This window comes from Streptomyces sp. NPDC050988 (genome assembly GCF_044456225.1).
In the GTDB taxonomy this organism is placed as follows: Bacteria; Actinomycetota; Actinomycetes; order Streptomycetales; family Streptomycetaceae; genus Streptomyces.
On the sequence record NZ_JBITFQ010000003.1, the window covers coordinates 501,591 to 527,198 of the forward strand.

Annotated in this window: 21 protein-coding genes; 16 read left to right on the top strand and 5 right to left on the bottom strand. The window is 71.6% G+C overall.

Annotated features, from left to right (window positions below; translation table 11 throughout):
• Nucleotides 1–211: 211 nt before the first annotated feature.
• Both ACIBEI_RS10500 and ACIBEI_RS10505 read left to right on the top strand, forming a co-directional pair.
• The gene (locus ACIBEI_RS10500; RefSeq protein WP_398887107.1) at nucleotides 212–892 is read left to right on the top strand and encodes an esterase/lipase family protein; all 681 of its coding nucleotides are present in this window, start codon (nucleotides 212–214) and stop codon (nucleotides 890–892) included.
• Between the two features lie 184 nt (nucleotides 893–1,076).
• Complete coding sequence (locus tag ACIBEI_RS10505) at nucleotides 1,077–1,778, top strand: class I SAM-dependent methyltransferase (protein WP_398887109.1); 702 nt, start codon at nucleotides 1,077–1,079, stop codon at nucleotides 1,776–1,778.
• 110 nt (nucleotides 1,779–1,888) lie between these two features.
• Here ACIBEI_RS10505 and ACIBEI_RS10510 read toward each other — a convergent pair whose 3' ends face one another.
• Nucleotides 1,889–2,227, bottom strand: coding sequence for a fic family toxin-antitoxin system, toxin component (locus ACIBEI_RS10510; protein ID WP_398887400.1), 339 nt, complete (start codon nucleotides 2,225–2,227; stop codon nucleotides 1,889–1,891).
• A 49-nt stretch (nucleotides 2,228–2,276) separates the two neighbouring features.
• Nucleotides 2,277–2,504: an antitoxin gene (locus tag ACIBEI_RS10515; protein ID WP_189843846.1), complete on the bottom strand. Its 228-nt coding sequence runs from the start codon at nucleotides 2,502–2,504 to the stop codon at nucleotides 2,277–2,279.
• A 198-nt stretch (nucleotides 2,505–2,702) separates the two neighbouring features.
• Between ACIBEI_RS10515 and ACIBEI_RS10520 the strand changes: the two genes are divergently transcribed.
• The 13 genes from ACIBEI_RS10520 to mug all read left to right on the top strand — a co-directional run bounded on the left by ACIBEI_RS10520 (nucleotide 2,703) and on the right by mug (nucleotide 22,644).
• Nucleotides 2,703–3,569 (top strand): ABC transporter ATP-binding protein, encoded by an 867-nt coding sequence (locus ACIBEI_RS10520; protein WP_398887112.1) that lies wholly within the window; start codon nucleotides 2,703–2,705, stop codon nucleotides 3,567–3,569.
• Nucleotides 3,570–3,580: 11 nt separating this feature from the next.
• Nucleotides 3,581–6,148: an ABC transporter permease gene (locus tag ACIBEI_RS10525; RefSeq protein WP_398887114.1), complete on the top strand. Its 2,568-nt coding sequence runs from the start codon at nucleotides 3,581–3,583 to the stop codon at nucleotides 6,146–6,148.
• A gap of 113 nt (nucleotides 6,149–6,261) precedes the next feature.
• Nucleotides 6,262–7,140: an LLM class F420-dependent oxidoreductase gene (locus ACIBEI_RS10530; protein WP_398887116.1), complete on the top strand. Its 879-nt coding sequence runs from the start codon at nucleotides 6,262–6,264 to the stop codon at nucleotides 7,138–7,140.
• A 188-nt stretch (nucleotides 7,141–7,328) separates the two neighbouring features.
• On the top strand, nucleotides 7,329–8,195 hold the full coding sequence (locus ACIBEI_RS10535) for a DUF4132 domain-containing protein (RefSeq protein WP_398887118.1): 867 nt from the start codon (nucleotides 7,329–7,331) through the stop codon (nucleotides 8,193–8,195).
• Nucleotides 8,196–8,346: 151 nt separating this feature from the next.
• On the top strand, nucleotides 8,347–13,395 hold the full coding sequence (locus ACIBEI_RS10540) for a DNA-binding protein (protein WP_398887120.1): 5,049 nt from the start codon (nucleotides 8,347–8,349) through the stop codon (nucleotides 13,393–13,395).
• Between the two features lie 450 nt (nucleotides 13,396–13,845).
• Nucleotides 13,846–16,056 (top strand): SWIM zinc finger family protein, encoded by a 2,211-nt coding sequence (locus ACIBEI_RS10545; protein ID WP_398887122.1) that lies wholly within the window; start codon nucleotides 13,846–13,848, stop codon nucleotides 16,054–16,056.
• Between the two features lie 69 nt (nucleotides 16,057–16,125).
• Complete coding sequence (locus ACIBEI_RS10550) at nucleotides 16,126–16,551, top strand: GNAT family N-acetyltransferase (RefSeq protein ID WP_398887124.1); 426 nt, start codon at nucleotides 16,126–16,128, stop codon at nucleotides 16,549–16,551.
• Nucleotides 16,552–16,763: 212 nt separating this feature from the next.
• Nucleotides 16,764–18,122, top strand: coding sequence for a hemolysin family protein (locus ACIBEI_RS10555; RefSeq protein WP_398887126.1), 1,359 nt, complete (start codon nucleotides 16,764–16,766; stop codon nucleotides 18,120–18,122).
• Nucleotides 18,119–19,141 (top strand): hemolysin family protein, encoded by a 1,023-nt coding sequence (locus tag ACIBEI_RS10560; protein ID WP_398887128.1) that lies wholly within the window; start codon nucleotides 18,119–18,121, stop codon nucleotides 19,139–19,141. Before ACIBEI_RS10555 ends, ACIBEI_RS10560 begins: the two co-directional genes overlap by 4 nt.
• Before the next feature lie 78 nt (nucleotides 19,142–19,219).
• Nucleotides 19,220–20,002, top strand: a complete 783-nt coding sequence (locus ACIBEI_RS10565) for an SGNH/GDSL hydrolase family protein (protein ID WP_398887130.1) — start codon at nucleotides 19,220–19,222, stop codon at nucleotides 20,000–20,002.
• A 156-nt stretch (nucleotides 20,003–20,158) separates the two neighbouring features.
• A complete protein-coding gene (locus ACIBEI_RS10570) occupies nucleotides 20,159–20,500 on the top strand; it encodes a DUF4326 domain-containing protein (protein WP_398887132.1) in 342 nt (113 codons plus the stop codon).
• A gap of 162 nt (nucleotides 20,501–20,662) precedes the next feature.
• Entirely contained in the window at nucleotides 20,663–22,102 is a 1,440-nt protein-coding gene (gene purB, locus ACIBEI_RS10575) for an adenylosuccinate lyase (RefSeq protein WP_055610848.1), read from the top strand.
• Nucleotides 22,099–22,644 (top strand): G/U mismatch-specific DNA glycosylase, encoded by a 546-nt coding sequence (mug, locus tag ACIBEI_RS10580; protein ID WP_398887402.1) that lies wholly within the window; start codon nucleotides 22,099–22,101, stop codon nucleotides 22,642–22,644. The genes purB and mug overlap by 4 nt, the downstream gene beginning before the upstream one ends.
• A 4-nt stretch (nucleotides 22,645–22,648) precedes the next feature.
• Here the strand turns inward: mug and ACIBEI_RS10585 are convergent, their stop codons facing one another.
• Together ACIBEI_RS10585 and ACIBEI_RS10590 are read right to left on the bottom strand one after the other, a co-directional pair.
• Nucleotides 22,649–23,095, bottom strand: a complete 447-nt coding sequence (locus tag ACIBEI_RS10585; protein WP_398887135.1) for a hypothetical protein — start codon at nucleotides 23,093–23,095, stop codon at nucleotides 22,649–22,651.
• A gap of 112 nt (nucleotides 23,096–23,207) precedes the next feature.
• Entirely contained in the window at nucleotides 23,208–23,402 is a 195-nt protein-coding gene (locus tag ACIBEI_RS10590; RefSeq protein ID WP_398887137.1) for a hypothetical protein, read from the bottom strand.
• 86 nt (nucleotides 23,403–23,488) lie between these two features.
• Between ACIBEI_RS10590 and ACIBEI_RS10595 the strand changes: the two genes are divergently transcribed.
• Nucleotides 23,489–24,646 carry an ROK family transcriptional regulator gene (locus ACIBEI_RS10595; protein WP_398887139.1) on the top strand — a complete coding sequence of 386 codons (1,158 nt, stop codon included), beginning with the start codon at nucleotides 23,489–23,491 and terminating at the stop codon, nucleotides 24,644–24,646.
• A gap of 82 nt (nucleotides 24,647–24,728) precedes the next feature.
• Here the strand turns inward: ACIBEI_RS10595 and ACIBEI_RS10600 are convergent, their stop codons facing one another.
• Nucleotides 24,729–25,490: a GntR family transcriptional regulator gene (locus ACIBEI_RS10600; RefSeq protein WP_398887404.1), complete on the bottom strand. Its 762-nt coding sequence runs from the start codon at nucleotides 25,488–25,490 to the stop codon at nucleotides 24,729–24,731.
• Nucleotides 25,491–25,608: the final 118 nt, after the last annotated feature.

Sequence of the window (25,608 nt, forward strand, 5' to 3'; positions counted from 1 at the left end):
GTGCGTTCGCGGCGCGCCGCCCGGTTGTTCCGGGGCGTTCATCAGGGGCGGTGGCGAATGCTGCGGGAGAGGCGGGGGGTTCACCGAGGTCACCACACCTCTCACGTTACTGGCGAGTTAAGTGGTGCGTAAAGACCGGCGATTTCACCGATGCGGCGCGCGTAGACCCCACCTGACACTCCTGACGAACCCACCCGCATCAGGAGGCACCATGACCCGCCGCACACGCACTGCCGGCACGGTCTTCGCAGCGGTCCTCGCGTCGCTGCTTCTGTCCCTGCCCGCGTCCCCCGCCCACGCCGCCGCCCGCAATCCCGTCGTCTTCGTGCACGGTCTGAGCAGTTCGTCGAGCAGCTGGGACGACTGGACCGCCGACTTCAAGGCCGACGGCTACGCCGGCTCCGAGCTGTTCGCCTGGTCCTACGACTGGGGCAAGTCGAACGTCACGACCGCCCAGCAGCTGTCCACCAAGATCCAGAGCGTGCTCTCCCAGACCGGCGCGTCCAAGGTCGACCTGGTCGTGCACTCGATGGGCGCCCTCAACTCCCGCTACTACCTCAAGAACCTCGGCGGGACCGCGTACGTCGACGACTTCGTCTCCACGGCCGGGACGAACCACGGGACCACGACCGCCGGCTGGTGCGGCTGGATCTACACGTCCTGTGCGGAGATGTACACCGGCAGTTCGTTCCTGTCCTCGCTCAACTCGGGCGACGAGACACCGGGCAGCGTCTCCTACGCCAGCTACTGGTCGAACTGCGACGAGGCCCTGACCCCCGACACCACCGCGATCCTCAGCGGTGCCACGAACGTCGAGGTCGGGTGCGTCTCGCACACCGACATGAACAACGACCACGGCGTCTACGAGCAGGTGCGCGACTTCATCGCCTGACCCGCCGCCCCCGCCCCCCACCGGCTCGCCCTGTGGTCCCCGCAAGGCCGGGGCCACGGGGCGAGACCGTGCCCGCCGAACGGGACGACGACGTGCCCGCCGAACAGGACGACCCGCGAACGGGTGAGCGAGCCCGTCCCGGGGGACAATCGCGGTAGGCCCCGACCTTCAGGGGAGGTCCCCCATGCGACCGCGTGGCTCCAGCACCGCCAGGACGGGTCAGCCGGCCCCGGCCCAGGTTCACCACCCGCTGTTCGCCCGTTTCTACGCCAAGTGCAGCGTGGCGGCGGAGCCGACGATCGGCGTCCACCGCGAGGAGCTGCTCGCAGGGCTCTCCGGCCGGGTCATCGAGATCGGCGCGGGCAACGGACTGAACTTCGCCCACTACCCGAGCACGGTCTCGGAGGTCGTGGCCATCGAACCGGAGCGCCGCCTGCGGACGTTGGCGGTGACCGCTGCCCTGCGCTCCGACGTGCCGGTCGACGTGGTCCCGGGCGTCGCGGAGGCGCTCCCGGTCAAGAGCGAGGCCTTCGACGCGGCCGTGGTGTCGCTGGTCCTGTGCAGCGTACGAGACCTGCCGCGGGCCCTCACCGAGATCCGCCGTGTCCTGCGCCCGGGCGGTGAGCTGCGGTTCTTCGAGCACGGGAGGGGCGGCGGCCGTGCGATGAACGCCGGTCAGCGCGCCCTGGACCGCACGGTGTGGCCGCTGCTCTTCGGCGGCTGTCATGTAAGCCGTGATCCCGTGGACGCGATCAGGGACGCGGGGTACGAACTGGGCCCGTACCGACGGCTGTTGGTGCCCGCGAAGGGGCCGCGGATGCCGACTTCGTACTGCGTGCTGGGGACCGCGCGCCGGCCCGCGGCCGAGAGCCCGCCCGATTCCTGAGGCCGGGAGCCTGCCCGGCCCCTGAGGCCGGGACCGTCCGGCCTCAGGAGCCGACTCGGGAAGCCGCACCGGGATTCCGGCCCGGGTTCCCGCTCAGGCGTCCGAGGGGCTCACAGACTCCACTGGCGCAGTTCGCGCGCGATGTCGTCCACCGTGGCCTCGCCAGACTTGACCAGACGGGCCAGTTCACGGACCTGCTCGGGCGAGGTGACGACCTTCAGGCCGCTGGCGACCAGGTAGGCGTACGCGACGGCCATGGCGAACATCGCGTTGGAGCGTTCGAGTGCCGGGACGTGCAGCAGGAGCTGGAGCAGTGCAGCGGCACGGGTGTGCGGGGTGTCGTAGACGGGGACGCCGAAGATCTCGGCCTCGTGGCGGCCGACGGCGGCGACAAGGGCGCCGAAGTCGGTGACCTGGGGGTCGCCCGGCGTCTTGTGTTCGGCGACCATGAGGAGCCAGGCGAGGTCGACTCTGATGTTCAGGGGTTCGTTCAAGGGCTCAGCGACGGCCTTCTCGCTCCGCGCCGAACTCCTCGACGAAGACGGACTCGTACTGCTTCATGAAGTCGGCGGCGGCCTCGACGAAGGTGTGGCCGGCTTCCCCGGTGTCCTGTCTGACCAGTTCCTCGATGTAGCGGTTGACGCTCATCCCGCGGGCCAGGGCGCGTTCGCGCGCGGCGCGGGCGGTGTCCTCGTCCACGCGCACGTTCAGCTGGGTCTTAGCCATACCTTCGAAGCTAGCGCCGATGTGCTAGCAGAGGCAAGAGGACCCGAATCACCCCCTCCCCTAAGGGTGCCCCTTACACGGATCCCGGGGGCACCGACCTGCGGCGGAGAGCGACCGGCACTTCGGGGGGATACCAAGTGTGCCGCGCATCACACTAGGCTCGCCCGCGGACACCGGAGTCCCACCTAGGAGGCGGCCTTGTCCACAGCAGCTGCGGAGCACGCCCTCGGGCGCACGGACGCCGAGGGGATCGCGGCCCGCGCCCGCGGCCTCACGAAGGCGTACGGATCGGGTGAGACGACCGTGCTCGCCCTCGACTCGGTCGACGTGGACATCGCGCGCGGCCGCTTCACCGCGGTCATGGGCCCCTCGGGCTCCGGGAAGTCCACGCTGATGCACTGCCTGGCTGGTCTTGACACCGTTTCGGCCGGACAGGTGTGGCTGGGAGACACCGAAATCACGGGATTGAAGGAGCGCGAGCTGACCCAGCTGCGCCGCGACCGGATCGGCTTCATGTTCCAGTCGTTCAACCTGATCCCGACCCTGAACGCGGCCGAGAACATCACGCTGCCCATGGACATCGCGGGCAAGAGGGCCGACGAGAAGTGGCTGAACCAGGTCATCGACCAGCTCGGCCTGCGTGACCGGCTCAAGCACCGGCCGGCGCAGCTCTCCGGCGGGCAGCAGCAGCGCGTCGCCTGCGCCCGCGCCCTCGCCTCGCGCCCCGAGCTGATCTTCGCGGACGAGCCGACGGGCAACCTCGACTCGCGGGCCGGACTCGAAGTGCTCGGCTTCCTGCGGGACGCGGTCGACGAGTTGGGCCAGACCGTCGTCATGGTCACGCACGATCCGGGCGCCGCCGCCCACGCCGACCTGGTGCTCTTCCTCGGGGACGGGCGGATCGTGGACGAGATGGCGCGGCCCACGGCGGAGGCGGTGCTGGAGCGCATGAAGAGGTTCGACACGATTCGCGGGTCGTTCGAGGGCGACGGCGCCGCAGGCCAGGGCACCGCTCCCGGCCAGGACATCGCTCCCGACCAGGGCATCGCCCTCGACAAGGACTGAGGAAGGCTGTCGTGCTGAAGGCGACACTCCGGAGTTTCCTCGCGCACAAGGGCAGACTGCTGCTCTCGGCGCTGGCCGTCGTCCTGTCCGTGGCGTTCGTCGCGGGCAGCCTGATCTTCTCGGACACGGTCACCCGCACCTTCGACCGGCTGTTCGCGTCCACGTCGGCCGACGTGACCGTGACGCCGAAGGAGGATCTCGACTCGCAGATCCCCTCCGGGGCGATCGCGACCGTGCCCACGAGCCTCGTGGCCCGCATCGGCGAGGTCGACGGGGTCACTCGCGCGCGTCCGGACGTGTCCGTCGAGAACATCACCGTCGTCGACAGCGACAACAAGTCGGTCGGCCCGACCACGGGCGCGCCCACCATCGCCGCCGACTGGTACGTCACCGAGCGCAGCCCCGTGGAGCTGACCTCGGGGCACGCCCCGCGCGGCGCCGACGAGGCGCTGCTCGACGCGGACACCGCCGACAAGAAGCACGTCGACATCGGTGACACGCTGACCGTCATCGCGCAGCCCGGGTCGTTCAAGGTGAAGGTCGTCGGGATCGCGACCTTCAAGACCACCAATCCGGGTGCCGCACTGGTCTTCCTCGACCCGGCGGTCGCGCCGGCCGAACTGCTCGGCCGGACGGGCGTCGCCACCAGCATCCAGGTGGACGCGGCGGAAGGCGTGAGCGACGCACAGCTCAAGCAGCGCATCGCCGCCGAGATCGGCTCGGGCGCCTACGAGTTGGAGACCGCCGACGAGCAGGCAGAGACGGCCGCCGCCCAACTGGGCGGATTCCTCGACGTGATCAAGTACGTGATGCTCGGCTTCGCCGGGATCGCGGTACTGGTCGGGGTCTTCCTGATCGTCAACACCTTCTCCATGCTGATCGCCCAACGCACCCGTGAACTGGGCCTGTTGCGCGCCCTCGGGGCCGACCGGCGGCAGGTGCGCCGGTCCGTGCTCCTGGAGGCGACGCTGCTGGGCCTGGTCGGCTCGACGCTCGGCCTGGCCGCGGGCATCGGGCTCGCGATCGGGCTGATCGAGCTCATGGGCCTGTTCGGCATGAACCTGAAGACCGCCGAGATGGTCATCGGATGGGCCACACCCGTCGCGGCATACGTCGTCGGGGTGGGCGTCACCTTCGTCGCGGCGTATCTGCCGGCCCGCCGCGCGGCCGGTGTGTCACCGATGGCCGCACTCGCGGACGCCGAAATCGCCGGCGTGGGACGGCCGTTGCGGGTGCGGGCCGTGGTGGGACTGATCGTCGGTGCGCTGGGCGCCGCCGCGCTCGTGGGGTGCGTGACGTCCACGGAGACCGGATCCGCCGCATCCCTGCTGGGCCTCGGCGTCGTCCTCACCCTCATCGCGACGGTCATCGCCGGGCCGTTGCTCGTCCGGCCGGTGATCCGCGTCCTCGGCGGTTTCTTCCCCGCCGTGTTCGGCCCGGTCGGCCGGATGAGCCAGCGCAACGCACTGCGCAATCCGCGCCGCACCGGCGCCACCGCGGCCGCCCTGATGGTGGGCCTCGCGCTGGTCGGCGGGATGTCCGTGGCGAGCGCGTCCATGTCCAAGTCCTTCGACGACCAGATCGACAAGACGCTGGGCGCCGACTTCGTGGTGCAGAACGCCAACTTCCTGCCGTTCCCGCAGGAGATCACCGAGAAGGTGCAGGACACGGAGGGCGCGGGACTCGTCGTACGGCAGCGGTTCGCGCCGGTCGCCGTCCGGCTGCCGGACGGCAAGCGCGTCGAGACGACCGCGGCGGGCTACGAGTCGCAGCTCGACGAGGTCGCCCGCATCACGTACGCCGAGGGTGACACGGCCGACGCGCTCGCGGACGGGAACATCGCCATGGACGCGGGCTTCGCCAAGGACCACGACGTACGCCTCGGCAGCACGATCCCCGTCGAGTTCGCCGGTGGGCGGAAGACCGAACTGAAGGTGGGGGCGCTGACCGACCAGGACGCCGCCGAGGGCTTCGGCACACAGGGCGGGCTGTTCTTCGGCTTCGGCACGATCGAGAAGTACGTGCCCGGCGGGCAGGACTCCGCGCTGTACGTGAACGCGGCCTCCGGCACCTCCGCCGACACCCTGCGCGCGAACCTCGACAAGACACTCGACCCGTATCCGCAGGTGCAGGTGCGCGACCTGGCCGACTACAAGAAGCTGATCCACGATCAGATCGCTGTGCTCCTCTACCTCGTGTACGCGCTGCTCGGCCTCGCGATCGTCATCGCGGTGCTCGGCGTGGTCAACACCCTTGCCCTGTCGGTCGTCGAGCGCACCCGGGAGATCGGGCTGCTGCGCGCCATCGGGCTCGCCCGGCGGCAGTTGCGGCGGATGATCCGGCTGGAGTCGGTGGTGATCGCCGTGTTCGGCGCGGTCCTCGGGCTCGCGCTCGGACTCGTGTGGGGCGTGTGCGTGCAGCAGGTCCTCGCTCTGCAGGGGATGAAGGCTCTCGCGATCCCGTGGACGACTCTCGTCGCGGTCGTCGTGGGATCGGCCGTCGTGGGCATCGTGGCGGCGTTGCTGCCGGCGTTGCGCGCATCGCGCATGAATGTGCTGGCGGCCATCGCGCACGAGTGATCGACGCGTGGAGTGTGCTCCACGCGCACGGCACGCTCCACGTACCGGCGAGGTCCACGTACGCGGGGCGACGCACACGGCGTACTCAAGTCCCCTTCCGGTGAGGAGAGTTCATGGCCCGCCCGTTCCGTTTCGGTGTCAATCTGATGAGTCCCGCTCCAGCCGACGAATGGCGCGCGAAGTGCCGTCGGGCCGAGGAACTCGGCTACGACGTGATCCTGGCCCCGGACCACCTCGGTATGCCCGCTCCCTTCCCGGCGCTGGTCGCAGCCGCCGAGGCGACCGAGCGTCCACGTCTGGGCACGTTCGTGCTCAACGCCGGGTTCTGGAACCCGGCGTTGCTGGCCCGCGAGGTGGCCACGACGGACGCGCTGACGGGCGGCCGTCTGGAACTCGGGCTGGGCACCGGTTACGTACAGGCGGAGCACGAGACGGCGGGCCTGCCCTGGGGTTCGCCGGGTGAGCGCGTGGACCATCTCCGGCGTACGGTCGAGGAGTTGGAGCGGCTGCTCGAATCCGAGGGCTTTCAGCCACAGCCCGTGCAGCAACGCGTGCCGCTGTTGATCGGCGGCAACGGCGACCGGATGCTGCGGCTGACCGCCGAGCACGCTGACATCGCGGCGTTCACCGCGGCGCGCACCCGGGACGGCGGTTCACCGGAGGCGCTCGCGGCGGAGGAGCTCGACGAACGGGTCGCCCTGTACCGGAAGTTGGCCGCCGGGCGGGCGGAGCCGGCCGAGCTGAACCTGCTGATCCAGATCATCGCCGTCACCGATGATCCCGGTGCCGCGATCCAGCCGTGGCTGTCCCACATCCCCCAACTGACCGAGCAGCAGGTCCTGGAGCTGCCGATCGTCCTCGTGGGGACCCTGGACGACATCGTCGAGCGGGTGCGGGCGCAGCGGGACCGGTTCGGGTTCTCGTATCTGACGGTTCTGGAGCCGAACATGGAGGCGTTCGCTCCCGTGATCGCGCGGCTGCGCGAGGCCTAGACCGAGCGGATCCGGTAGGAACTGGCGGGCAGGACACGGCAGTTCAGGATAGTTCAGGATGCTCGATCGCCGGAAACTGTCAGTGGGTGCCTCTAATCTTTCGCGGACAGTCACAGTGGGGTGGGTCGATTCGGACCGCCGGCCGCGCTGTGCCGGTTTCCGAACGGCGAAAGAGGCAGAGAAGACCCATGGGTTGGCTGGCAGCGGGCGGCACGTATGAGATCGCTCTGGTGGAAGGCCGGGTAGTGGCCCGGTCTTCGTCGGAGACATCCCCGGCAGGGCAGCTGAGAACGCTGCCGGGAGAGTTACGGAACCGTCCCGAAGTGATCGAGCTGCAGCGGTTCGCCGAATGGCTCGACCGGCACGCGGCCCAGTGCGCGGCGCAGGTCGACAACTGGATGGTGTCCTCGCTGCCGGTGCCGACCGGCCTGCTGGCCCGGGTCTGGCCCGACGAGGCGTGGCGGTCGGCACTGCATGACCTGGTCGTCGTCGGCGAGCGCCCCGACGAGGTCGGATTTCTGCGGGACGCCGACGACTCGGGTGAGCTTCGGGTGGTGAACCTGGACGGCGAGACCGTCCGTCTCTCTCCCCGTACGGTGACCATGCCCCACCCGGTCCTGCTCCCGGATCTCGACGAACTCCGCGTGTTCGCGGCCGAGTTGGGCGTGGTGCAGGGCGTCGAACAGATCCACCGCGCCACCTGGCACAAGCCGGATGACCTCGACGGTGACGCCGAGACGGTCGCCGAGTTCTCGGGCGCCGAGTACAGCTCGTGGTTCCACCTCTCCGCCCGCGCCGATTCGCTCGGCTACAAGGTCGCCGACGGCCGCGTCACCAGCCGGATCCGGGACGCCGGGCGGGTCTTCACCGCCTCGGTCGACATCGGCAACCCGTACTACGACGAAGAGGGCCGGACCGGCGATCTGAGCTGGCGCCATGGAGGGGACCCCCGGCTCCGGCTGTCGGAGGTCGGACCCGTGGCGTGGTCCGAGGGCATGCGCATGGCCGCGGCCCTGCATGCCGGCCGCACCGTGGCCGCGGACCACACCGCGTGAGCGACACGGCGGCACGGACGACAGCTCGGACGACGACACGCATCGGGGGCACGGCCGTGGCCGGGGCACCTCAGACGACAGAGACCGACGGGCGCACACGGATGAGCGATGCCCCGGGGACCGGCCGCACGGCGGCGAAAGGCACGGAATCATGAGCGACACGGTGGCCAAGGACGCGGTGGCCCGGGGCGAGACGACGGCGGACGCGGAGGAACTCCTGCGAGCCGGCGCGGTACTGCCCCCGGGGACGACCGGGGGCGGCGACCGGGCCGTGCCCATGTTCACGCAGGCCTACCGGCATCCGGGCCTGGACGACCGGATCGTCGTACGGCTGGTCGCGGCCGAACAGGGAGAGGGCTTAGGCACCGGCTTCCTCGGCCTCGAACCCGAGGGCGGGCCGACGGAGGTCGGTCTGGGACAGCCGCGGGCGCTGGGCTTCCCGGAATGGGTGCTGGTTCATCACCCCTCGGACGGGCACCTGGCCATGTCCCTGGTCGAGGAGATGAACAAGGTGGCGCGGACGGCGAAATCCAGACCGAAGAAGGCGCGGGCCACCTACGAGTCGATCGGCGAACGGCTCGCGGGTTCCGTGCCGCATTTCCTGCCGACCTTCTACGAGCAGGCGGGCCGGGTGTTCCTGGCCGCCGACGAGACGGCGTACGCGTCCCAGATGTTCGTCAACGCGCGCAGGGCCGAGACGGCGCACGCGCTGCCGTTCGACGAGGAGCGCATGGACGCGGTCTTCCTAGAGTTCGCCCTCGCCGAGGCAGTGCCGACGAAGATGCTCTCCAGCTACGCCAAGGGGTTGTCCTCCCGGGTTCCGGCCGCCACGGCGTTCCGGCACCTTCGCGGACTCTTCGTGCGCCTGGCCGCGCACGGGCTGCCTCCGTCGAGTCCGGGCGCGGGTGATCTGCGCAGACTCGCGAAGGCGGCCGCGGGCAGGAACGCGCTCGTGGAGGAGGTCTCCTATCTGCGCGAGATGCTGACGCTGCCCGGCACCGTCAAGGCACCGCCCGGCTGGTGGAAGGCCCATCGGCCGGCCCTGCTGGAGCTGACCCGGCAGGAACCCGCCTTCCGCGGCACCCTGCTGGAGCTGATGCCCTCGACGTGGGAGCGCGAAGAACTCCCCCAGTGGCTGGACCTGTTGGAGAAGTCCGGTGCCACCGCCGGGCTCTGCGACGCCACCCTGCCCGCCGAAGTGCGCCCCGCCGACGGCACCGCCGGATGGACCCACAGATTCCTGGAACTGTGGCGGGCCGACCACCACCTCGCTCCGGCAGAGCTTTATCCACTCGTCGACCGCATGGCCGGCACACTGCGCACCGAACTGGAGGCCTCCGGCCGCCTGTTGACACCCCCTGTCGGCGATGTGAACCTCCTCGACCAGCTGCTGGCCCTGGGCGTACCGGTGGCGGAGCCCGAGGAGCGTCACCGCCTCAACCTGGTGTCGTGGGCAGCCTGTGAACACCGGCGCGATCTCGTCGCCCTGGAAGCCGATCACCGCTTCCACCGGGCGTTCCGGCGCGGCTGCCCCGAGGACGCCCGGACGCAGCATCTGCAGACCGTCGTCACCTTGGCCGGGTCCCCCGGTGGCCGGTCGATGCTCGCCGAATGGGTGGGCGAGATCAGCCGGAAGTACGTCACGGCGGAGCTGCCCGCGTTCGACGGCTACCGCGGCGTTCTCCAGACGCTGAGCTGGCTGCCGGGAGAGGTACTCGCGATTGCCGAGTCGGCGGTTCGAGAAGCGCTGAGCACCGGCATCGCACCGGCCCTCGCCCGCGCCCTGCGGTCCGGACTCCTCGACGAACTGGGCTGGCCCGCCTGGGAAGAGGCGCTCGAAGGGCACGAATCGGGGAATCTGCAGCGGGAGGTCCTCGTCACCGATGCCTGGCCGCACCTGATCGTCCTGGCCGGCCCGCACCTCCGGGTGATCGGTTCGGAGGGCACGATACTCGCGCACGAGCTGTCCGTCCCCGACCAGGCGGCCCGCTACCGCAGGTATGTCGACTATCACTATGTGGACGGCGAGTTGTTCGTCTGGTGGCGTTCGGTCGATGCGAACGGCAGCCAGGGTTACTGGCACCACACCCCCTCCCACTGGGTGACGATCGACGGGTCCGGCTACTCCCGCACCAGCACTGTGGACGGGCGCGACGGGCTGGGCGGGAACATGGCCCCCGTCTCGCTCCCGCTTCCCGGCGGCGGCCGGACCACCGGTCACGGGGTACTGCGCCGCGGGGACACGGTGGTTCCAGGGTCGCGGCAGGTGATCAGCGACGGCACGTCGTACTGGGTGTGGTCGATGGTGGGCACCGACTACAAGCACAAGACCTGGCACGCGTACGACCCGGTCGGCGACACGCTCGGCGAACCCGGACAGCCGGACTGGTTCGACGAGGGCTTGCGCACCGCCCCGGAGGGAAGCACGTTCGAGGCGGGCTGGCTGCTGCCCGCTCCCTCCGTCGCGCCGGGTCCGATGTGCGCCCCGGTGGACGGACTGCTCGGCTGGCGGGTGGTGACACTGCCCGACGGCTCACGGCGGGGTGAGGACCTGGCCGGGCGCTCGGTCGTCGTACCGCCCGGCAGAGGCCGCAGCCGCAGCCCGCGATGGGTGCTGGAGTTCCCCGGCGCCGACCGGCCACTGGCCGTGATCCAGGAGTACGACGGGATCAGGCTGCTCGACGGGAACGGCACGGTGATGGCCGAGATCCCCCGGGACCACACGGCCGGAACCTTCACCGCGGGAACGCGGCTCCTGCCGCCCCTGCGCTACTGGCACCTGCTCCGGCCCCGCGACCCGCAGGGCTCGGCGGCGCTCCGGGAGGTCGACGAGGACACCGCGGCAGCACTTGTGGCGGACCCTGTGACGGAGCGGCCCGAGGACACCGCGGGCCAGGACGGACCGGTGAGGGAGCAGGCCGGAACGGACGGCCGGGACCGGCTGCCCGGGCTGATCCGCGCCCTCCTGCCGGAGGTCGGCCACAAGGCGCTGCTCACAGGCATCACCTCGGTGGTGCGGTACGCCGCCACCCAGCAGCGCGTCCTGGACGCGGCACGCACCCGGCTCGACACGGCGCTCACGGGCGGCGTCCGGAGGGAGCAGCGGCCCGAGCTCAGCGACGGCGCGCTCACCGCGGCACTGCAAGGACTCGGCCTCAACGGCCGCAAGTACCTGGTGCAGGGCAGGGCGTACTACTACCACGGATCGTCCGGCAAGATCGTCCGGCTGCTGCGGGTGCTCGGGAAGGCGCGGCGGGGCCTCAACGAACCGGCCCCGGTGGGCAGTCCGCACCCCGCCCTGCCCGAGCAGAGTGCCTTGAGCGACATGGACTGGCTGACCCTGCCCACACTGCCGTCCCTGCTGGCTCTGCGGTCCGGCTCGACGGCCACCACCGAAGATCACAGGAAGGTGCTGGACACGTTCCTCGCCGAACTGGACGCCCAGGAACTCGCGGTGCTGGACCCCGGTCACTGGCGCCTTGTCCGGCTGCGTCTGGACCGGAGCCTGTTCCAGGGGCCGGGCTCCCTGAGCAGCAATGTGGCGACGGTGCTGCAGTTGGCCGGCGGCGCGTTCCTCGTCTTTCTCAACGAATGGAGCCGAAGCGACGCCGACGGCCAGTTGTTCAGGGCGGTCTTCCACGATCCGGCCGGCCGGTTCGAGGCACCCGCTCCGTACACGCTGTTGTCCGCCGAGCCCTTCGCCCCGGAGCCGGCACGTGCGCCCGGCTGGTTCACGGCCTTCCGCTCCGAGCTCGCGGCGCGTGGTCCGGCGCCATGGTTCCCGGCGGCGGCCGAGGAGTTCGCCCGGCTCACCGGAGTCGCCCCGACCATGGCCCGGCTGATGGTCGCCGGAGTGCCGTTGACCGACGACGCGCGGAGGCCCGTGCCCGCCGAGACGCTGAAGGCCATAGGAGTGAAGTCGGCGGACGTTGCCGTGGCCAGAGAGGCCGTGGGGTGCAAGGACGCCGGCGTCTGGCAGGCCGTCATGGCGGCGCTGCTGCCCGCCGAGCCGTCCGGGCTGTGGACGGACGGGCCGGACGTGGTCGCGGCGGCGGAGGTCTGGAACCGGCGGGTGGGCCGGCGGACGCCCCTCTCCGAAGAGGTGCTCCACGACGCGGTCCGCACCGTGCGGACCACGTCGTGGTGGGCACCGTCCGACGCGCTGCGCGGGTTCGTCGACGGGGCGGCCGAACCGCGGTTGAACCACGACCTGACCTGGACGACCAGAGGCCACTACCTGGGCAGCGTCGAGAACACGCCCGGTTTCGGCACGGGCACCCTGAACGGTGCGGTGGCCCTGGCCGCATGGCTCGCCCACCGCCTCCCGTCCGGCGACCCGATCCGCGCTCTCCTCCCGGGGGTGCTGACGGCAGTACGCGCCCGGCTGGCCCACCCCGACCTGCTGATAAACCTTGGCAGGCGGGTCGATCTGGAGGCCTTCCGCCGGGGTGCCGGGGACCCCTCGGAGACGGGTGACGGCTTCGTCCGCTACGGCGCGGTCGTGCTGAGCACCACGGTCCCCGACCCCGTCGCCGCCGTCCGCCCCGCGCTGCTGGACGCTGCCGGGAACGACCCCCACCTGGCGGCGGTGGTCCCCGGTGCACGGCCGACCGCCGAGGACATCGCCCTCCGGCTGGTCCACGACCGGCGGTTCGCTGAGCTGCTTGCCGATCCCGGGGAACCGGTGGCGGGCGAGCGCGACGCGGACGGTCTGTGGTGGCCGCAGGATCCCGCCCGGTCCGTGCCCGACCTCGTAGGTGAGGTGGCCAAGCGGTACGGCATCGGTGAGGACGCCGCCGTCATCTATCTGATGCTGCTCGCCATGCCGGATCCCACCGACCAGCACACCGCCCGCTGGACCGGCTGGGCGAAACAGCGGGGCGGTACGGCCCGGCTCCGCGCCGCCCGCGCCGAGCTAGCCGCCACCGACCTCGTAATCGAAGGCAGCCGCACCCGGGCGGGACGCTCACTGTTCCTGCCCGGCGGCTGGACCCAGCTCGCGAAGCCGTACGTTCCGCTGGAGCGGTGGAAGGTGCCGATGTACGACCTCCTCCACGGCGAAGAGGCCATCCTGGGCGTCGTCGTGCCGACCGGGCCGGTCGCCGATCTCTATCGGGCGGCCTGGCGGCGGGTGCTGGACGGGGACGAGCCCCGGCTGGAGGAACTTGAGGTACCGGGGCCTCGGAAGGGGCGCCGCTGATCCGTTGGTACGGAGGCGGGGGCGGGGCGGGGCGGGGCGGGGCGGGCTGGGGATCTGGCCCTGGGGCCGGCGCAGGGGCGGTCGTGGCACTGGGCACGACCGTCTCCGCCGGCCGCGTACGGCTTCGGTTGGGGGGCGGCTCCGGTCGGGAACGGCTCCCGGCCGGTTCTCCGGTCGGGGCAGCTCCGATCGGCTCGCTCGGCGGGTACGGGTCCGGCCAGCTCGCTGGGCGGATACGGGTCCGGCCGGTTCGACCGGCGGGTACGACTCCGACCGGTGCGCCGGGCGGGTACGACTCCGGCCGGTTCGCCCGGCGGACCCTGTGTGCGTACGCCGTTCGCCTGCCTGGCCGCTCATGACGGCGGTCCGAGCCGTAACCACTGTCCCGCGCCGCGTCCTTCGGCCCCCTCTTCCCCGCCCGTCGGGCGGGCGCCCTCGTGGAGCACCCCGTTGACTCAGTCCGGCACGATCAACCCACTCCCACCGGTCGCACCTGAGGTGTTCGCCTCCGCGGTGGAGAGTCTGACCACTCGGCTCCGCCGCAGACTGGACGCGGCCGTCGAGGCCCTGGCGGCCGCACCCGTCACCGTCGAGGGCGGGACGTTCGGCATCCGCTGTGGCGAGGACGCCCTGGTGACCCTGGCACCGGATCCGTCCGGCGCGGTCACCGACGCCGAACAGGCTTCTTGCACCTGCCTGTTGGCACCGCGCTGTCTACATCGGGCGGCGGTACTGGGTGCCTGTCCGGTCGCCGTCACGGAACCCGCCCGGCCCGTGGACATCGCCCCGTCCGCGCTCTCCGGGCCCGGCGCAGCCGCTGAACCCGCCGGTGCTGTTCCGCACGCCCGACCGGACCGTACCGGCGGACCGGACGGTACCGGCGGACCGGACGGTACCGGCGGACCGGACGGTTCCGGCGGACCGGACCGTATCGCTGCCCCGGACCGGCCCACCGACGGGATCTGCCCCACCGAGCAGGTCAGTCCCACCGAGCCGGTAGGCCCCTGCGCGCAGGCCGGCCCCACCGAGCGGGTCAGCCCGGCCGGGCGAATCCGGCTCGCGGACCCCGTTCCCGAGCCCGCCCTCGCCGGCCCGGGCGCCCCGGCCGACGCCCCCACGGGACCCACCGCCGCCCAGATCCAAGCGGCCGCCGGCCTCTGGACGGTCGCCGCAGCCGTACTCGCGGCCGGAACGGCCGGTACAGGAGCCGTCCTTCAGGCCGAGCTGCTCCGCGCCGCCCACACGGCACGTCTGACAGGCCTCCATCGCGCCGAGACCGCGGCCCTGAGGGTGGTGCGCTGTCTGCGCACGGCCCGCGACCCGTACAGCCCCGGCCGACTCACCGAGTTGGTGACCGCGCTGCGTGAACTCCTCCTCGTAACTCACCTGTTGAAGGCCGGAGCCCCCGAGCCCGCGCTGATCGGTGCCGTCCGACGCAACCACCGCCCCCACGGGTCCCTGCGGCTCTACGGCATCTGTCGCGAACCGGTGATCGGCGCCGACGACCTCGGCGGGGTGGTCACGCATCTCCTCGACGACGACGGCCGCTGGTACACGCTCCGCGACGTCCAGCCCGGTGGCCCGGCGCGGGCCCGACGGGCCGGTACCGCCCTGGTCGCCATCCGGAGCTTCCTGAGCGACCACTTCCGGGTGTCCCGCGGCGGCCTGATCATGTCGGGAGCGACCGTCTCCCCGGAGGGCCGCCTGCTTGCGGAAAGAGGTGTCCGCGCCACCTTCGCCGCCGGACGGCCCTGGACCGAGGCCGCACCCTCGACGGTGTTCACCCGCCCGCTCGCCGAGTCCGCCGCCGTGCGGTTCGCGGCGTCGCTCGTGTGCGACCCCGCAGGGACCGGTGATCCCGAAGGGGCCGGCGACCCCGGAGCGGCCGGGTACGCCCGTCCCCTGATCGGCTGCGATGTGGAGATCGCGGCGACAGACGGCGAGGATCTGCTGGTCCGTGAACTGCCTTGTGGCGGCGATGCGTTCGCGGACGGTCCGCCCGTCCCCGGTCCCCCGGTCCGGCTGGCCCCCGCCCATGGCCATCCCGCTCTCGCCCACACCGCCAATCTCCGGCAGCTGGGCGCACATCCCGGGCTGCGGATCCGGGTCCTCGGCCGCCTCGACCCCGACCGGGTCACGACCCTCCGCGCGCTCGCCGTCGGTCCCGTACCCGGCACGGAGGCAACTCTGCGCCTCCCGGGCGACTGGCAAGGTCGCGCTGATCTCGGCTACGACCTGCTCCTCAGCGACCACTTCCCGCCGGACGTCCCCTCTCCTTCCCCTCCCACCCCTCCCCCCTCTGCCTCCGTCGACTCGCCGCTCTGGCGCGTCCGGCGTCTCGTCGAACTGGCCGTCACGGGAGGACGCCGGATCGCCGCCGAGTCGACACGCGGCAACGATCACGACGGCCATGCGGCCGTCCTGCGCCGCAGTGGGCTCGTCACCGGCTCGGCCCTGATCACCGCGCTCGGCGCGGTGGCCGGGCGCCGCTCTCTCGACGTCTTCGGACGCCACAGCGGAGCCGACCCGGACCAGTACGCGACCCAGTGGCTTGCGACGGCCGTCTATCTGGCCGCCGCCGAAACGGACCTGAAGCACGGGACATGGCCCGGGCACGAGCCCGCCGCCACCGGCACCAACGCCACCACCGGCGATTCATGATCCGTGGACTTGATCACTCGGTGTGGAAACCGTTCGCCAGGCACGTCGGCGCTCTGCTTGGCTCGCCCCATGAGTGATCTCCACATCCGCTGTGCCACCCTCGCCGACATCGACACCGTGTTGCGTTTCTGGCGCGAAGCCGCGGAAGGAACCAGCATCAGCGACGACCACGCCGGAGTGGCGGCCCTCGTCGAGCGAGACCCCGAAGCCCTGCTCCTCGCGGAGCGCGACGGCACCCTGGCGGGAACCGTGATAGCCGGCTTCGACGGATGGCGATGCTCCGCCTACCGACTGGCCGTGCACCCGGACCACCGTCGGCAGGGCATCGCGAGCGCTCTGCTGGAAGCGGCCGAACAGCGTTTCGCCGCCCTGGGCGGGCGCCGCGTCGACGCCATGGTCCTGGAGGCCAACGAACAGGCACACCACACCTGGGCCGCCACTGGCTACCATCGCGAGGACCACTGGCGACGCTGGGTCAAGCCGCTGGCCGACTGACCGAAGCGCGGGACGTGCTTGATCCTTTGTCCGCGGGGGACCCGGTCGTCCCCAGGAAAGTCGTCTCCCCAGGAAAGGTGTGAGCCTCCGCCCATGGGCGAGCCTCCCGGTACCCGACGGCACGGTGTACGGCACGGCGTTCCGCTGTGCCGTCATCGCCGTCATCGCGCGATTCCCCTGCCCTTGGCCGATCATGGGACGGAGGTGACCCGATGACCGAAGTGCTCCTCCTCGCCGTGGCGGTGCTGCTCTCGCTCGCCTGCGGTGCCTTCGTCGCGGCGGAGTTCTCACTGACCACGGTCGAGCGCAGCGAACTGGAGCGGGCCGTCGAGCGCGGGGAGGTCGGTGCGGCGGGCGCCCTCAAGGCCGTACGGAACCTCACCTTCCAGCTCTCCGGCGCCCAGCTCGGCATCACGGTCACGAACCTGGTCGTCGGCATGCTGGCCGAGCCGTCCGTCGCCAAGCTCATCGCGGGTCCGCTGGAGGCCGCCGGTGTCCCGGAGTCCGCGTCCTCGTCCGTGGCCCTGATCATCGGTACGGCCCTGTCGACGGTCTTCCTGATGGTGGTCGGCGAGCTGGTGCCCAAGAACTGGGCGATCTCCTCACCGCTCGCCGTGGCCAAGCGGGTGGCGACACCGCAGCGCTGGTTCAGCTCGCTGTTCCGGCCGTTCATCAGCCATCTCAACAACACGGCCAACCGTGTCGTGCGCCGCTTCGGTGTCGAGCCCGCCGAGGAGCTGGCCTCCGCGCGCGGCCCGCAGGAACTGGTCGCGCTGGCCCGGCACTCCGCGAAGCAGGGTGCCCTGGAGCCGGACACCGCCGAGCTGTTCGTGCGCACGCTGAACCTCGCTGACCTCACCGCGGAGAACGTGATGACGCCACGCGTCCAGGTCATCGCCCTCGACGTCCAGGCGACCTGCGAGGACGTGGCGAACGCGACCCGGGCGACCGGCCTGTCCCGTTTCCCCGTCTACCGCGGCAACCTCGACTCGGTCGTCGGTGTCGCGCACATCAAGGACTGCGTCGCCGTGCCCGCCGACAACCGGGCTCGTACGCGCGTGTCTCAGCTGATGCGTGAGCCCCTGCTCGTACCGGAGTCGCTGACCGTCGACCGGCTCCTGGACCGGCTGTCCGGCAGGCGCACGATGGCCGTCGTCATCGACGAGTACGGCGGCACCGCCGGGGTCGCCACCCTGGAGGACATCGTCGAGGAGGTCGTCGGTGAGGTGCGGGACGAGCACGACCCCCACGAGACGCCCGATCTGGCCCCGGCCGGCACGGACGACGAGGACCGCACGCTGTACTCGGCCGACGGCTCCGTACGCATCGACCGGCTGGCCCGGGTCGGTCTGCGCGCGCCGGAGGGGCCGTACGAGACCCTCGCGGGCCTGATCGCGACCGAGCTGGGGCGCATTCCGGCCGAGGGGGACACGGTCGAGGTCGCCGGGTGGCGGCTGGACGTGGGGGACGCGTCGGGGCGACGGGCCGCGCGGGTGCTGATGCACGCTCCGCACGCCGCGGACGTCCCGCCCGAACGGCCCGGGGAATCTCGTGAAGGGGGCGGGCGATGACCGCCGTACAGCTGCTCATCGGTCTGGCGACCCTCGTGGTGAACGCCTTCTTCGTGGCGGCCGAGTTCGCGCTGATCTCCGTGCGCCGCAGTCAGATCGAACAGTCCATGGAGGGTGGCGCGGACGGCGACCGGCGGGCGCGCAGCGTGCTGTGGGGTCTGGAACACGTGTCCGCGCTGATGGCGGCAGCACAGCTCGGCATCACACTGTGCACGCTGGTCCTGGGCGTGGTCGCGGAGCCTGCGATCGCGCATCTGCTGGAGCCGGTGTTCCACGCGGTGGGGCTGTCGAAGGGCACCGGGCACGCGATCTCGTTCGTGATCGCGCTCTCCCTGGCCACGTATCTGCACATGCTCCTCGGTGAGATGGTGCCGAAGAACATCGCGCTCGCCGAGCCGGTGCGGACGGCGCTGCTGCTCGGTCCGCCGCTGGTCGGGCTGTCGCGGGCGCTACGGCCGGTGATCTTCGCGATCAACGCGTTCGCGAACGGGCTGCTGAAGCTGTTGCGGGTCGAGGTGCGGGACGAGGTGTCCGCGACGTTCTCGGACACGGAACTGGCCCGGCTGGTCAAGGACTCCAGCGAGGCCGGGCTGATCGACGACCGCGCGCAGGAGCGGCTGCACGACGCCCTGGAACTGGGGCGCCGTCCGGTGCGGGACGTGGTGCTTCCGCTGGAAAGCGTCGTCTACGCGCGCGTGGGTGTCACGGCCGAGCAGTTGGAGGCGCTGTCAGCCGAGTCGGGCTTCTCCCGCTTCCCCGTCGTGGACGAGGGGCGTCGCATCGTCGGCTACCTCCACGTCAAGGACGCGCTGGACGCGATGCCGCGCGACCTGCCGTTCCGGGTCCAGGACATGCGGTCCATCGCCCGCATCCGGGAGAGCACACCGCTGGACGACGTCCTGACGGCGATGCGACGCAGCCGTACGCACCTGGCCGCGGTGCTGGGTACGGACGGGCGGCTGGCGGGGCTGGTGACGATGGAGGACGTCCTGAGGGAGCTGTTCGGACAGCCCGTGTAACGGGGGCGTGTGGCGTGAGAGGGCGCGCGCCAGGCGGCAGACCGGTGGGTATGTGCACGGGATATCATCTCTTCCGCCATGCAGACGAATGACACCTACACCAGTCTTGTCGCGATCGGCGACTCCTTCACCGAGGGCATGTCGGACCGCCTTCCCGACGGCTCGTACCGGGGTTGGGCCGACCTCCTGGCGGCCCGGATGGCCGCCCGTTCACCCGGGTTCCGGTACGCCAATCTCGCCGTACGCGGAAAGCTCATCGGGCAGATCGTCGCCGAGCAGGTCGACGTCGCCGCGGCCATGCAGCCCGACGTGATCACACTCGTGGGCGGGCTCAACGACACGCTGCGGCCCAAGTGCGACATGGGGCGGGTCCGCGGACTCCTGGAAGAGGCCGTCGAGCGTCTCGCCCCTGCCTGCAAGCAGCTCGTCCTGATGCGCAGCCCCGGCCGCCAGGGCCCGGTCCTGGCCCGGTTCCGCCCGCGCATGGAGGAACTGTTCGCCTGCGTGGACGACCTCGCGTCCCGGCACGGCGCGCTCGTGGTCGACCTCTACGGGGCCCCGTCGCTGGGCGACCCCCGGATGTGGGACGTGGACCGGCTGCACCTGACGGGCGAGGGGCACCGCCGGGTCGCCGAGGCGGTGTGGCAGACCCTCGGGTACGACGCGGAGGACGCCGACTGGCGCACCCCCATGCCGCCGTCCCCGCCGCCCGGCTGGGGCGCCCGCCGCACCGCCGACGCGCGCTTCGCCCGGCAGTACCTACTGCCGTGGATCGGCCGCCGCCTCACCGGCCGCTCGTCCGGCGACGGCCTCCCGGCCAAGCGACCGGACCTGCTGCCGTACGAGACGCCGGGGGCGTAGGCCCTGGCAGGGGGCCGGGGCCGGGGCACTGTGTCGAGCCGGCCCGTGGTGCCGAGCCTGCCGGTGGCGTGCGCGGCCCGCGCGGCGCATGATCGGGCTCGCCGCCCCGCGAGCCGCGCCAGCACCGCCAGCCCCGTCAAGGGAACGGAGTCCGCCGTGACCACCACCGTCATCAACCTCAAGGGCCGCATCCACGACTTCGGCCCCCGCCTGGAGCACGCCCCGGCGGACCTCGTGTACGTCGGCCGCCGCTGGACCATGGGGCACTGGGACCTTCCCCAGCACCCGCTCTACAACCCGTTCGCCTACGACACCGCCACCAAGAAGCGCGACGGCACCCGCGCCGAGGTGATGGCCAAGTACCGGACGTACCTCCTCGAACACCCCGAGCTGCTGGCCCTCGTGCCGGAGCTGCGCGGCAGGACGCTGGCCTGCTGGTGCGCGCCGGAGCTGTGCCACGCCGACATCCTGGCGGAGCTGGCCGACGCGGGATCGTAGACCGCCGGGCCGGAATCCGTGGATCACCACTTGAGGATGACCACGTGAGGAATCCGTGGATCACCGCCGGCCGCCTCCCGGCCGCACGCCCGCGCTCTCGTAGCTTCCGACAAACAGGCCCGTGGCGCTGGCCTGCATGAACCGCCAGTAGAATCCGTACACGTGACTGCGCCCGCAAAGCCCCGTATCCCGAACGTCCTCGCCGGCCGCTATGCCTCGGCCGAGCTCGCCACCCTGTGGTCCCCCGAGCAGAAGGTGAAGCTGGAGCGTCAGCTCTGGCTCGCTGTGCTGCGGGCCCAGAAGGACCTCGGGATCGAGGTGCCGGAGGCCGCGCTCGCCGACTACGAGCGGGTGCTCGACCAGGTCGACCTGGCCTCGATCGCCGAGCGCGAGAAGGTCACGCGGCATGACGTGAAGGCACGGATCGAGGAGTTCAACGACCTCGCCGGGCACGAGCACGTACACAAGGGCATGACGTCCCGGGACCTCACCGAGAACGTCGAGCAGCTGCAGATCCGGCTCTCCCTGGAGCTGATGCGCGACCGCTCGGTGGCCGTCCTGGCCCGCCTGGGCAAGCTCGCGGGCGAGTACGGCGAGCTGGTCATGGCGGGCCGCTCGCACAACGTGGCGGCGCAGGCGACGACCCTCGGCAAGCGTTTCGCGACCGCCGCCGACGAACTGCTCGTGGCGTACGGCCGGGTCGAGGAGCTGCTCGCCCGCTACCCGCTGCGCGGCATCAAGGGCCCGGTGGGCACGGCCCAGGACATGCTCGACCTGCTGGGCGGGGACGCGGCCAAGCTCGCGGACCTGGAGCAGCGGATCGCCCGGCACCTGGGCTTCTCGCAGGCGTTCACGTCCGTTGGGCAGGTCTACCCGCGCTCGCTCGACTACGAGGTCGTGACGGCGCTGGTGCAGCTGGCCGCGGCTCCTTCGTCCACCGCCAAGACGATCCGGCTGATGGCCGGGCACGAGCTGGTCACCGAGGGCTTCAAGCCCGGTCAGGTCGGCTCCTCCGCGATGCCGCACAAGATGAACACCCGCTCCTGCGAGCGTGTGAACGGCCTGATGGTGATCCTGCGCGGCTACGCCTCGATGACGGGCGAGCTGGCCGGCGACCAGTGGAACGAGGGCGATGTGTCCTGCTCGGTGGTGCGCCGGGTGGCCCTCCCCGACGCGTTCTTCGCCCTCGACGGGTTGCTGGAGACGTTCCTGACCGTGCTCGACGAGTTCGGCGCGTTCCCGGCGGTCGTGGCGCGTGAGCTGGACCGCTACCTCCCCTTCCTCGCGACGACCAAGGTGCTGATGGGCGCGGTGCGCGCGGGCGTCGGCCGTGAGGTCGCGCACGAGGCCATCAAGGAGAACGCCGTCGCCTCCGCCCTCGCCATGCGTGAGCAGGGCGCCGAGCGCAACGAACTGCTCGACAAGCTCGCCGCGGACGAGCGCATCCCGCTGGACCGGGCCGGGCTCGACGCGCTGATGGCCGACAAGCTGTCCTTCACGGGCGCTGCCGCCGACCAGGTGGCCGCGGTCGTCGCCCGGATCGAGGAGATCGTGAAGCAGCACCCGGAGGCCGCGGGCTACACGCCGGGGGCGATCCTCTGACGCGGTTCACCCCCGCCGAACTGGAGGCCGCCCGCGACCGGCTCGTACCGGATGTCGTCGCCGACGGTCTCCAGGTGCTGTTCTGCGGTATCAATCCGGGTCTGATGACGGCGGCCACGGGCCACCACTTCGCGCGCCCCGGCAACCGCTTCTGGCCGGTCCTGCACCTGTCCGGGTTCACGCCCCGGCTGCTGAAGCCGTCCGAGCAGGGCGAGTTGCTCTCGTACGGGCTCGGTATCACCAATGTGGTGGCGCGGGCGTCCGCCCGGGCGGACGAGCTGAGCGCGGACGAGTACCGGGAGGGCGGGCGGCTGCTCGCCGCCAGGGTGGAGCGGCTGCGGCCGCGTTGGCTCGCCGTGGTGGGTGTGACCGCCTACCGGGCGGCCTTCGACGACCGCAAGGCCCGGATCGGGCCGCAGGAGCGGACGTTCGGCCCGACTCGTGTGTGGGTGCTGCCCAACCCGAGTGGTCTGAACGCGCACTGGACGGCGGCGACGATGTCGGAGGAGTTCGGCCGGTTGCGGGAGGCCGCGCAGGCGTGACGGGTCACGGTGGGGCCAACTCCGTGACCAGTGCGAAGAGTTGGACCTCCAGCCCTTCCCTCGGCTCCGAGACCCCCACGGCGACCCAGCGTCCGGTGCCGTCGGCCTCCCACAGGTCCACGTATCTCACGTAGGCGCTGAGGTAGGCCCACGGCTTCGGTATCTGCTCGTCCGGGTCCTCGGAGCGCAGGAAGACGCCGTCCAGGCTCGTGGGGTACGCCTCTCCCCAACGTTGGTTCAGTTGCTCGGCCACGCCCTCTCTGTAGGCGATGAACTGGTCCGTGATCTCCGTCCGCTCCCCCTGGTCGCCCGTCCCGAGGCCGTGCGTCGTCTCGAGCACCACCAGGTGGTAGCCGGGTCCCCCCGCGCCGATGTCCGACCAGCCGTGCGCCGCGGGGAAGTCGCGGACGCACAGCTCGTCGATCGTGGCGAGGTGTCGCTCAGTGGTCATGAAGTCCAGTAAACCGGTCACCACTGACACTTGGCGGCCCGTCAGGTGACAACGGGCCCTCGGGTTCACGCGTCCCGACGGCGAAACCTCCTGGCTCCGGCCGGAAGCACGATCACCGCCCGCACCGCCGTCGCCGCGAGATCGCCCGTGCGGCCGGCTGTCGGCTGTCGGCTGTCGGCGCCGAGATGGTGAAGTCCCACGTCGGCGGCGTACCGGCGAGGCGGGGAGTGCGGGACCGTGCACAGGCGGTGATCTCGGCGTACGCGTCGGGGTCCGTGACCGCCCGGACGATCGGGTCCCGGGGCACGGAGAGGGTCCCCGGCACTCGCCGGAGGCCGCCACTCCGAGTACGATCCGCCCAACCAACACGCGCACTGGCTGGGAGGACGGACGTTGGGGCGGTTGACCGGCGGGGATCCCTCTCTGCTTCGGAGGATCAACTCCGCGGTGGTGCTGCACGCGCTGCGCGCCACGGAGTTCGCGACGCTCACCGAGATCACCCGGGTGACCGGGCTGTCCCGGCCCACGGTCGAGGGTGTCGTGGAGGGGCTCATCGAGGGCGGGCTCGTCGTCGAGACGGCGGCCGAGGAGGGCGCTGCCCGGCGCCAGGGCCGTCCCGCGCGCCGGTTCCGCTTCCGCGCGGAGGCGGGCCATCTGCTGGGCCTGGAGATCGGCCCCCACCGCGTGGCCGCGCTCCTCTCGGACCTGGACGGGCGGATTCTCGGCTCGCTCGCCAAGGACGTGTGCGAGACCGCGCCGGCGGACGAACGGCTCGAACGGCTGCGTACGGCCGTCGCGGAGCTGCTGCGCCGCGCCGGGGTCGCGCGGGGATCCCTGCGGGCCGTGGGCGTGGCGTCGCCCGGGATAGTCGAGGCCGACGGCACCGTACGCCTCGGTACGGCGCTGCCGGAGTGGACGGGGCTTCCGCTGGGCGAGCGGCTGCGCCGTTCCTTCAAGTGTCCGGTGCTGGTCGAGAACGACGCCAACGCGGCGGCGGTCGCCGAGCACTGGAAGGGCGCGGCCACCGAGTCCGACGACATGGTGTTCGTGCTGGCCGGGCTGAGCCCGGGCGCCGGATCCCTCATCGGCGGGCGGCTGCACCGCGGCTACGGGGGCGCGGCGGGCGAGATCGGCGCGCTCCACCTGCTGGGCCGCGAGGTCACTCCGGAGACGCTGCTGTCCACGACGGACGAGCCGCTGCACCCCCTCGACGAGCAGGCGGTCGCGGAGGTGTTCACCCACGCGCGTGAGGGCGACGAACGGGCCCTGGCGGCCGTCGACCGCTTCATCCAGCGTCTGGTCCACGACGTGGCCGCGCTCGTCCTGGCGCTCGATCCCGAGCTCGTGGTGATCGGCGGCTGGGCGGCGGGCATCGACGGCGTACTGGAACCGCTGCGCAAGGAGCTGGCCCGCTACTGTCTGCGGCCGCCCCGTGTGACGCTGTCGCTCCTGGGCGAGGCCGCGGTGGCGACGGGCGCGCTGCGGCTGGCGCTCGACCATGTGGAGGAGCAGCTGTTCGCGGTGGAGGGCACCGTGACGGCACGCCGCTGAGCGGGTCCCGGACGCGGGAAACGGAACGCGTCGCGACCCGGAGTCCCGGGGCGCGACGGGTACGCGTACGAGCGGCGGTCCGTCAGGAGGCGCGGCGCTCCGGGTCGTGGTGGATCTCCACGCCGCCCGAGTCGCCGAACGTCAGCCGGCAGGTGTCGGCACGGTACGTGGCGACGGAGACCGCCGCCGTGGCTCCCTCGGCGACGAAGCGGGTCGTGACGACGAGGACGGGCGCGCCGGGAAGCCGGTCGAGTTCCTTGGCGTCGTCCGCGCGGGCCGAGCCCAGCTCCACGGAGCGGTCCTGGCTCTCCAGGCCGAGGCGCTGCAGCTCGCGCAGCACCGCACGCGCGCGTGCGGCTCCCGAGGGCGCGTCGATGCCGGAGAGGTCGGGCACCGAGGCGGCTGGGATGTAGAGCAGTTCCGCGGCCACGGGCTGGCCGTGCGTCACCCGGGAGCGGCGCACGATGTGCACCTGCTCGTCGGGTTCGGTCTCCAGGGCCTGGGCCACCGCCGAGGGCGGGACCGCCAGCGCGCAGTCCGCGAGCTGCCAGGCGTCGCCGACCGCGCCCGGCCACGTGTGCTGCTCGGAGCCGACGGCCACGCCCATGCGCGGCGGTGCCACGGTCGTGCCGACGCCGCGGCGGCGCTGGAGCCGGCCTTCCAGTTCGAGCTGCTCCAGGGCCTGGCGGAGCGTGGCCCTGGCGACACCGAACCGGGCTGCGAGATCACGCTCGTTGGGCAGGACCTCGCCCACCGAGAACTCGGAGTCCAGTGCTTCGCTGAGCACGGTCTTGAGATGCCAGTACTTGGGCTCCGGCACCGTATCCAACTGCGTGGTCCCCACCGTGTCCTCCGCAATCGCCGTGTCCCGGCGGCTTTTAACGCCCTTGTTTATTAAAGGTTCCTGCACTATCCCTGCGACCATATGGCGGCCCCAACCCTTGGTCAAGACCAATCCTCGA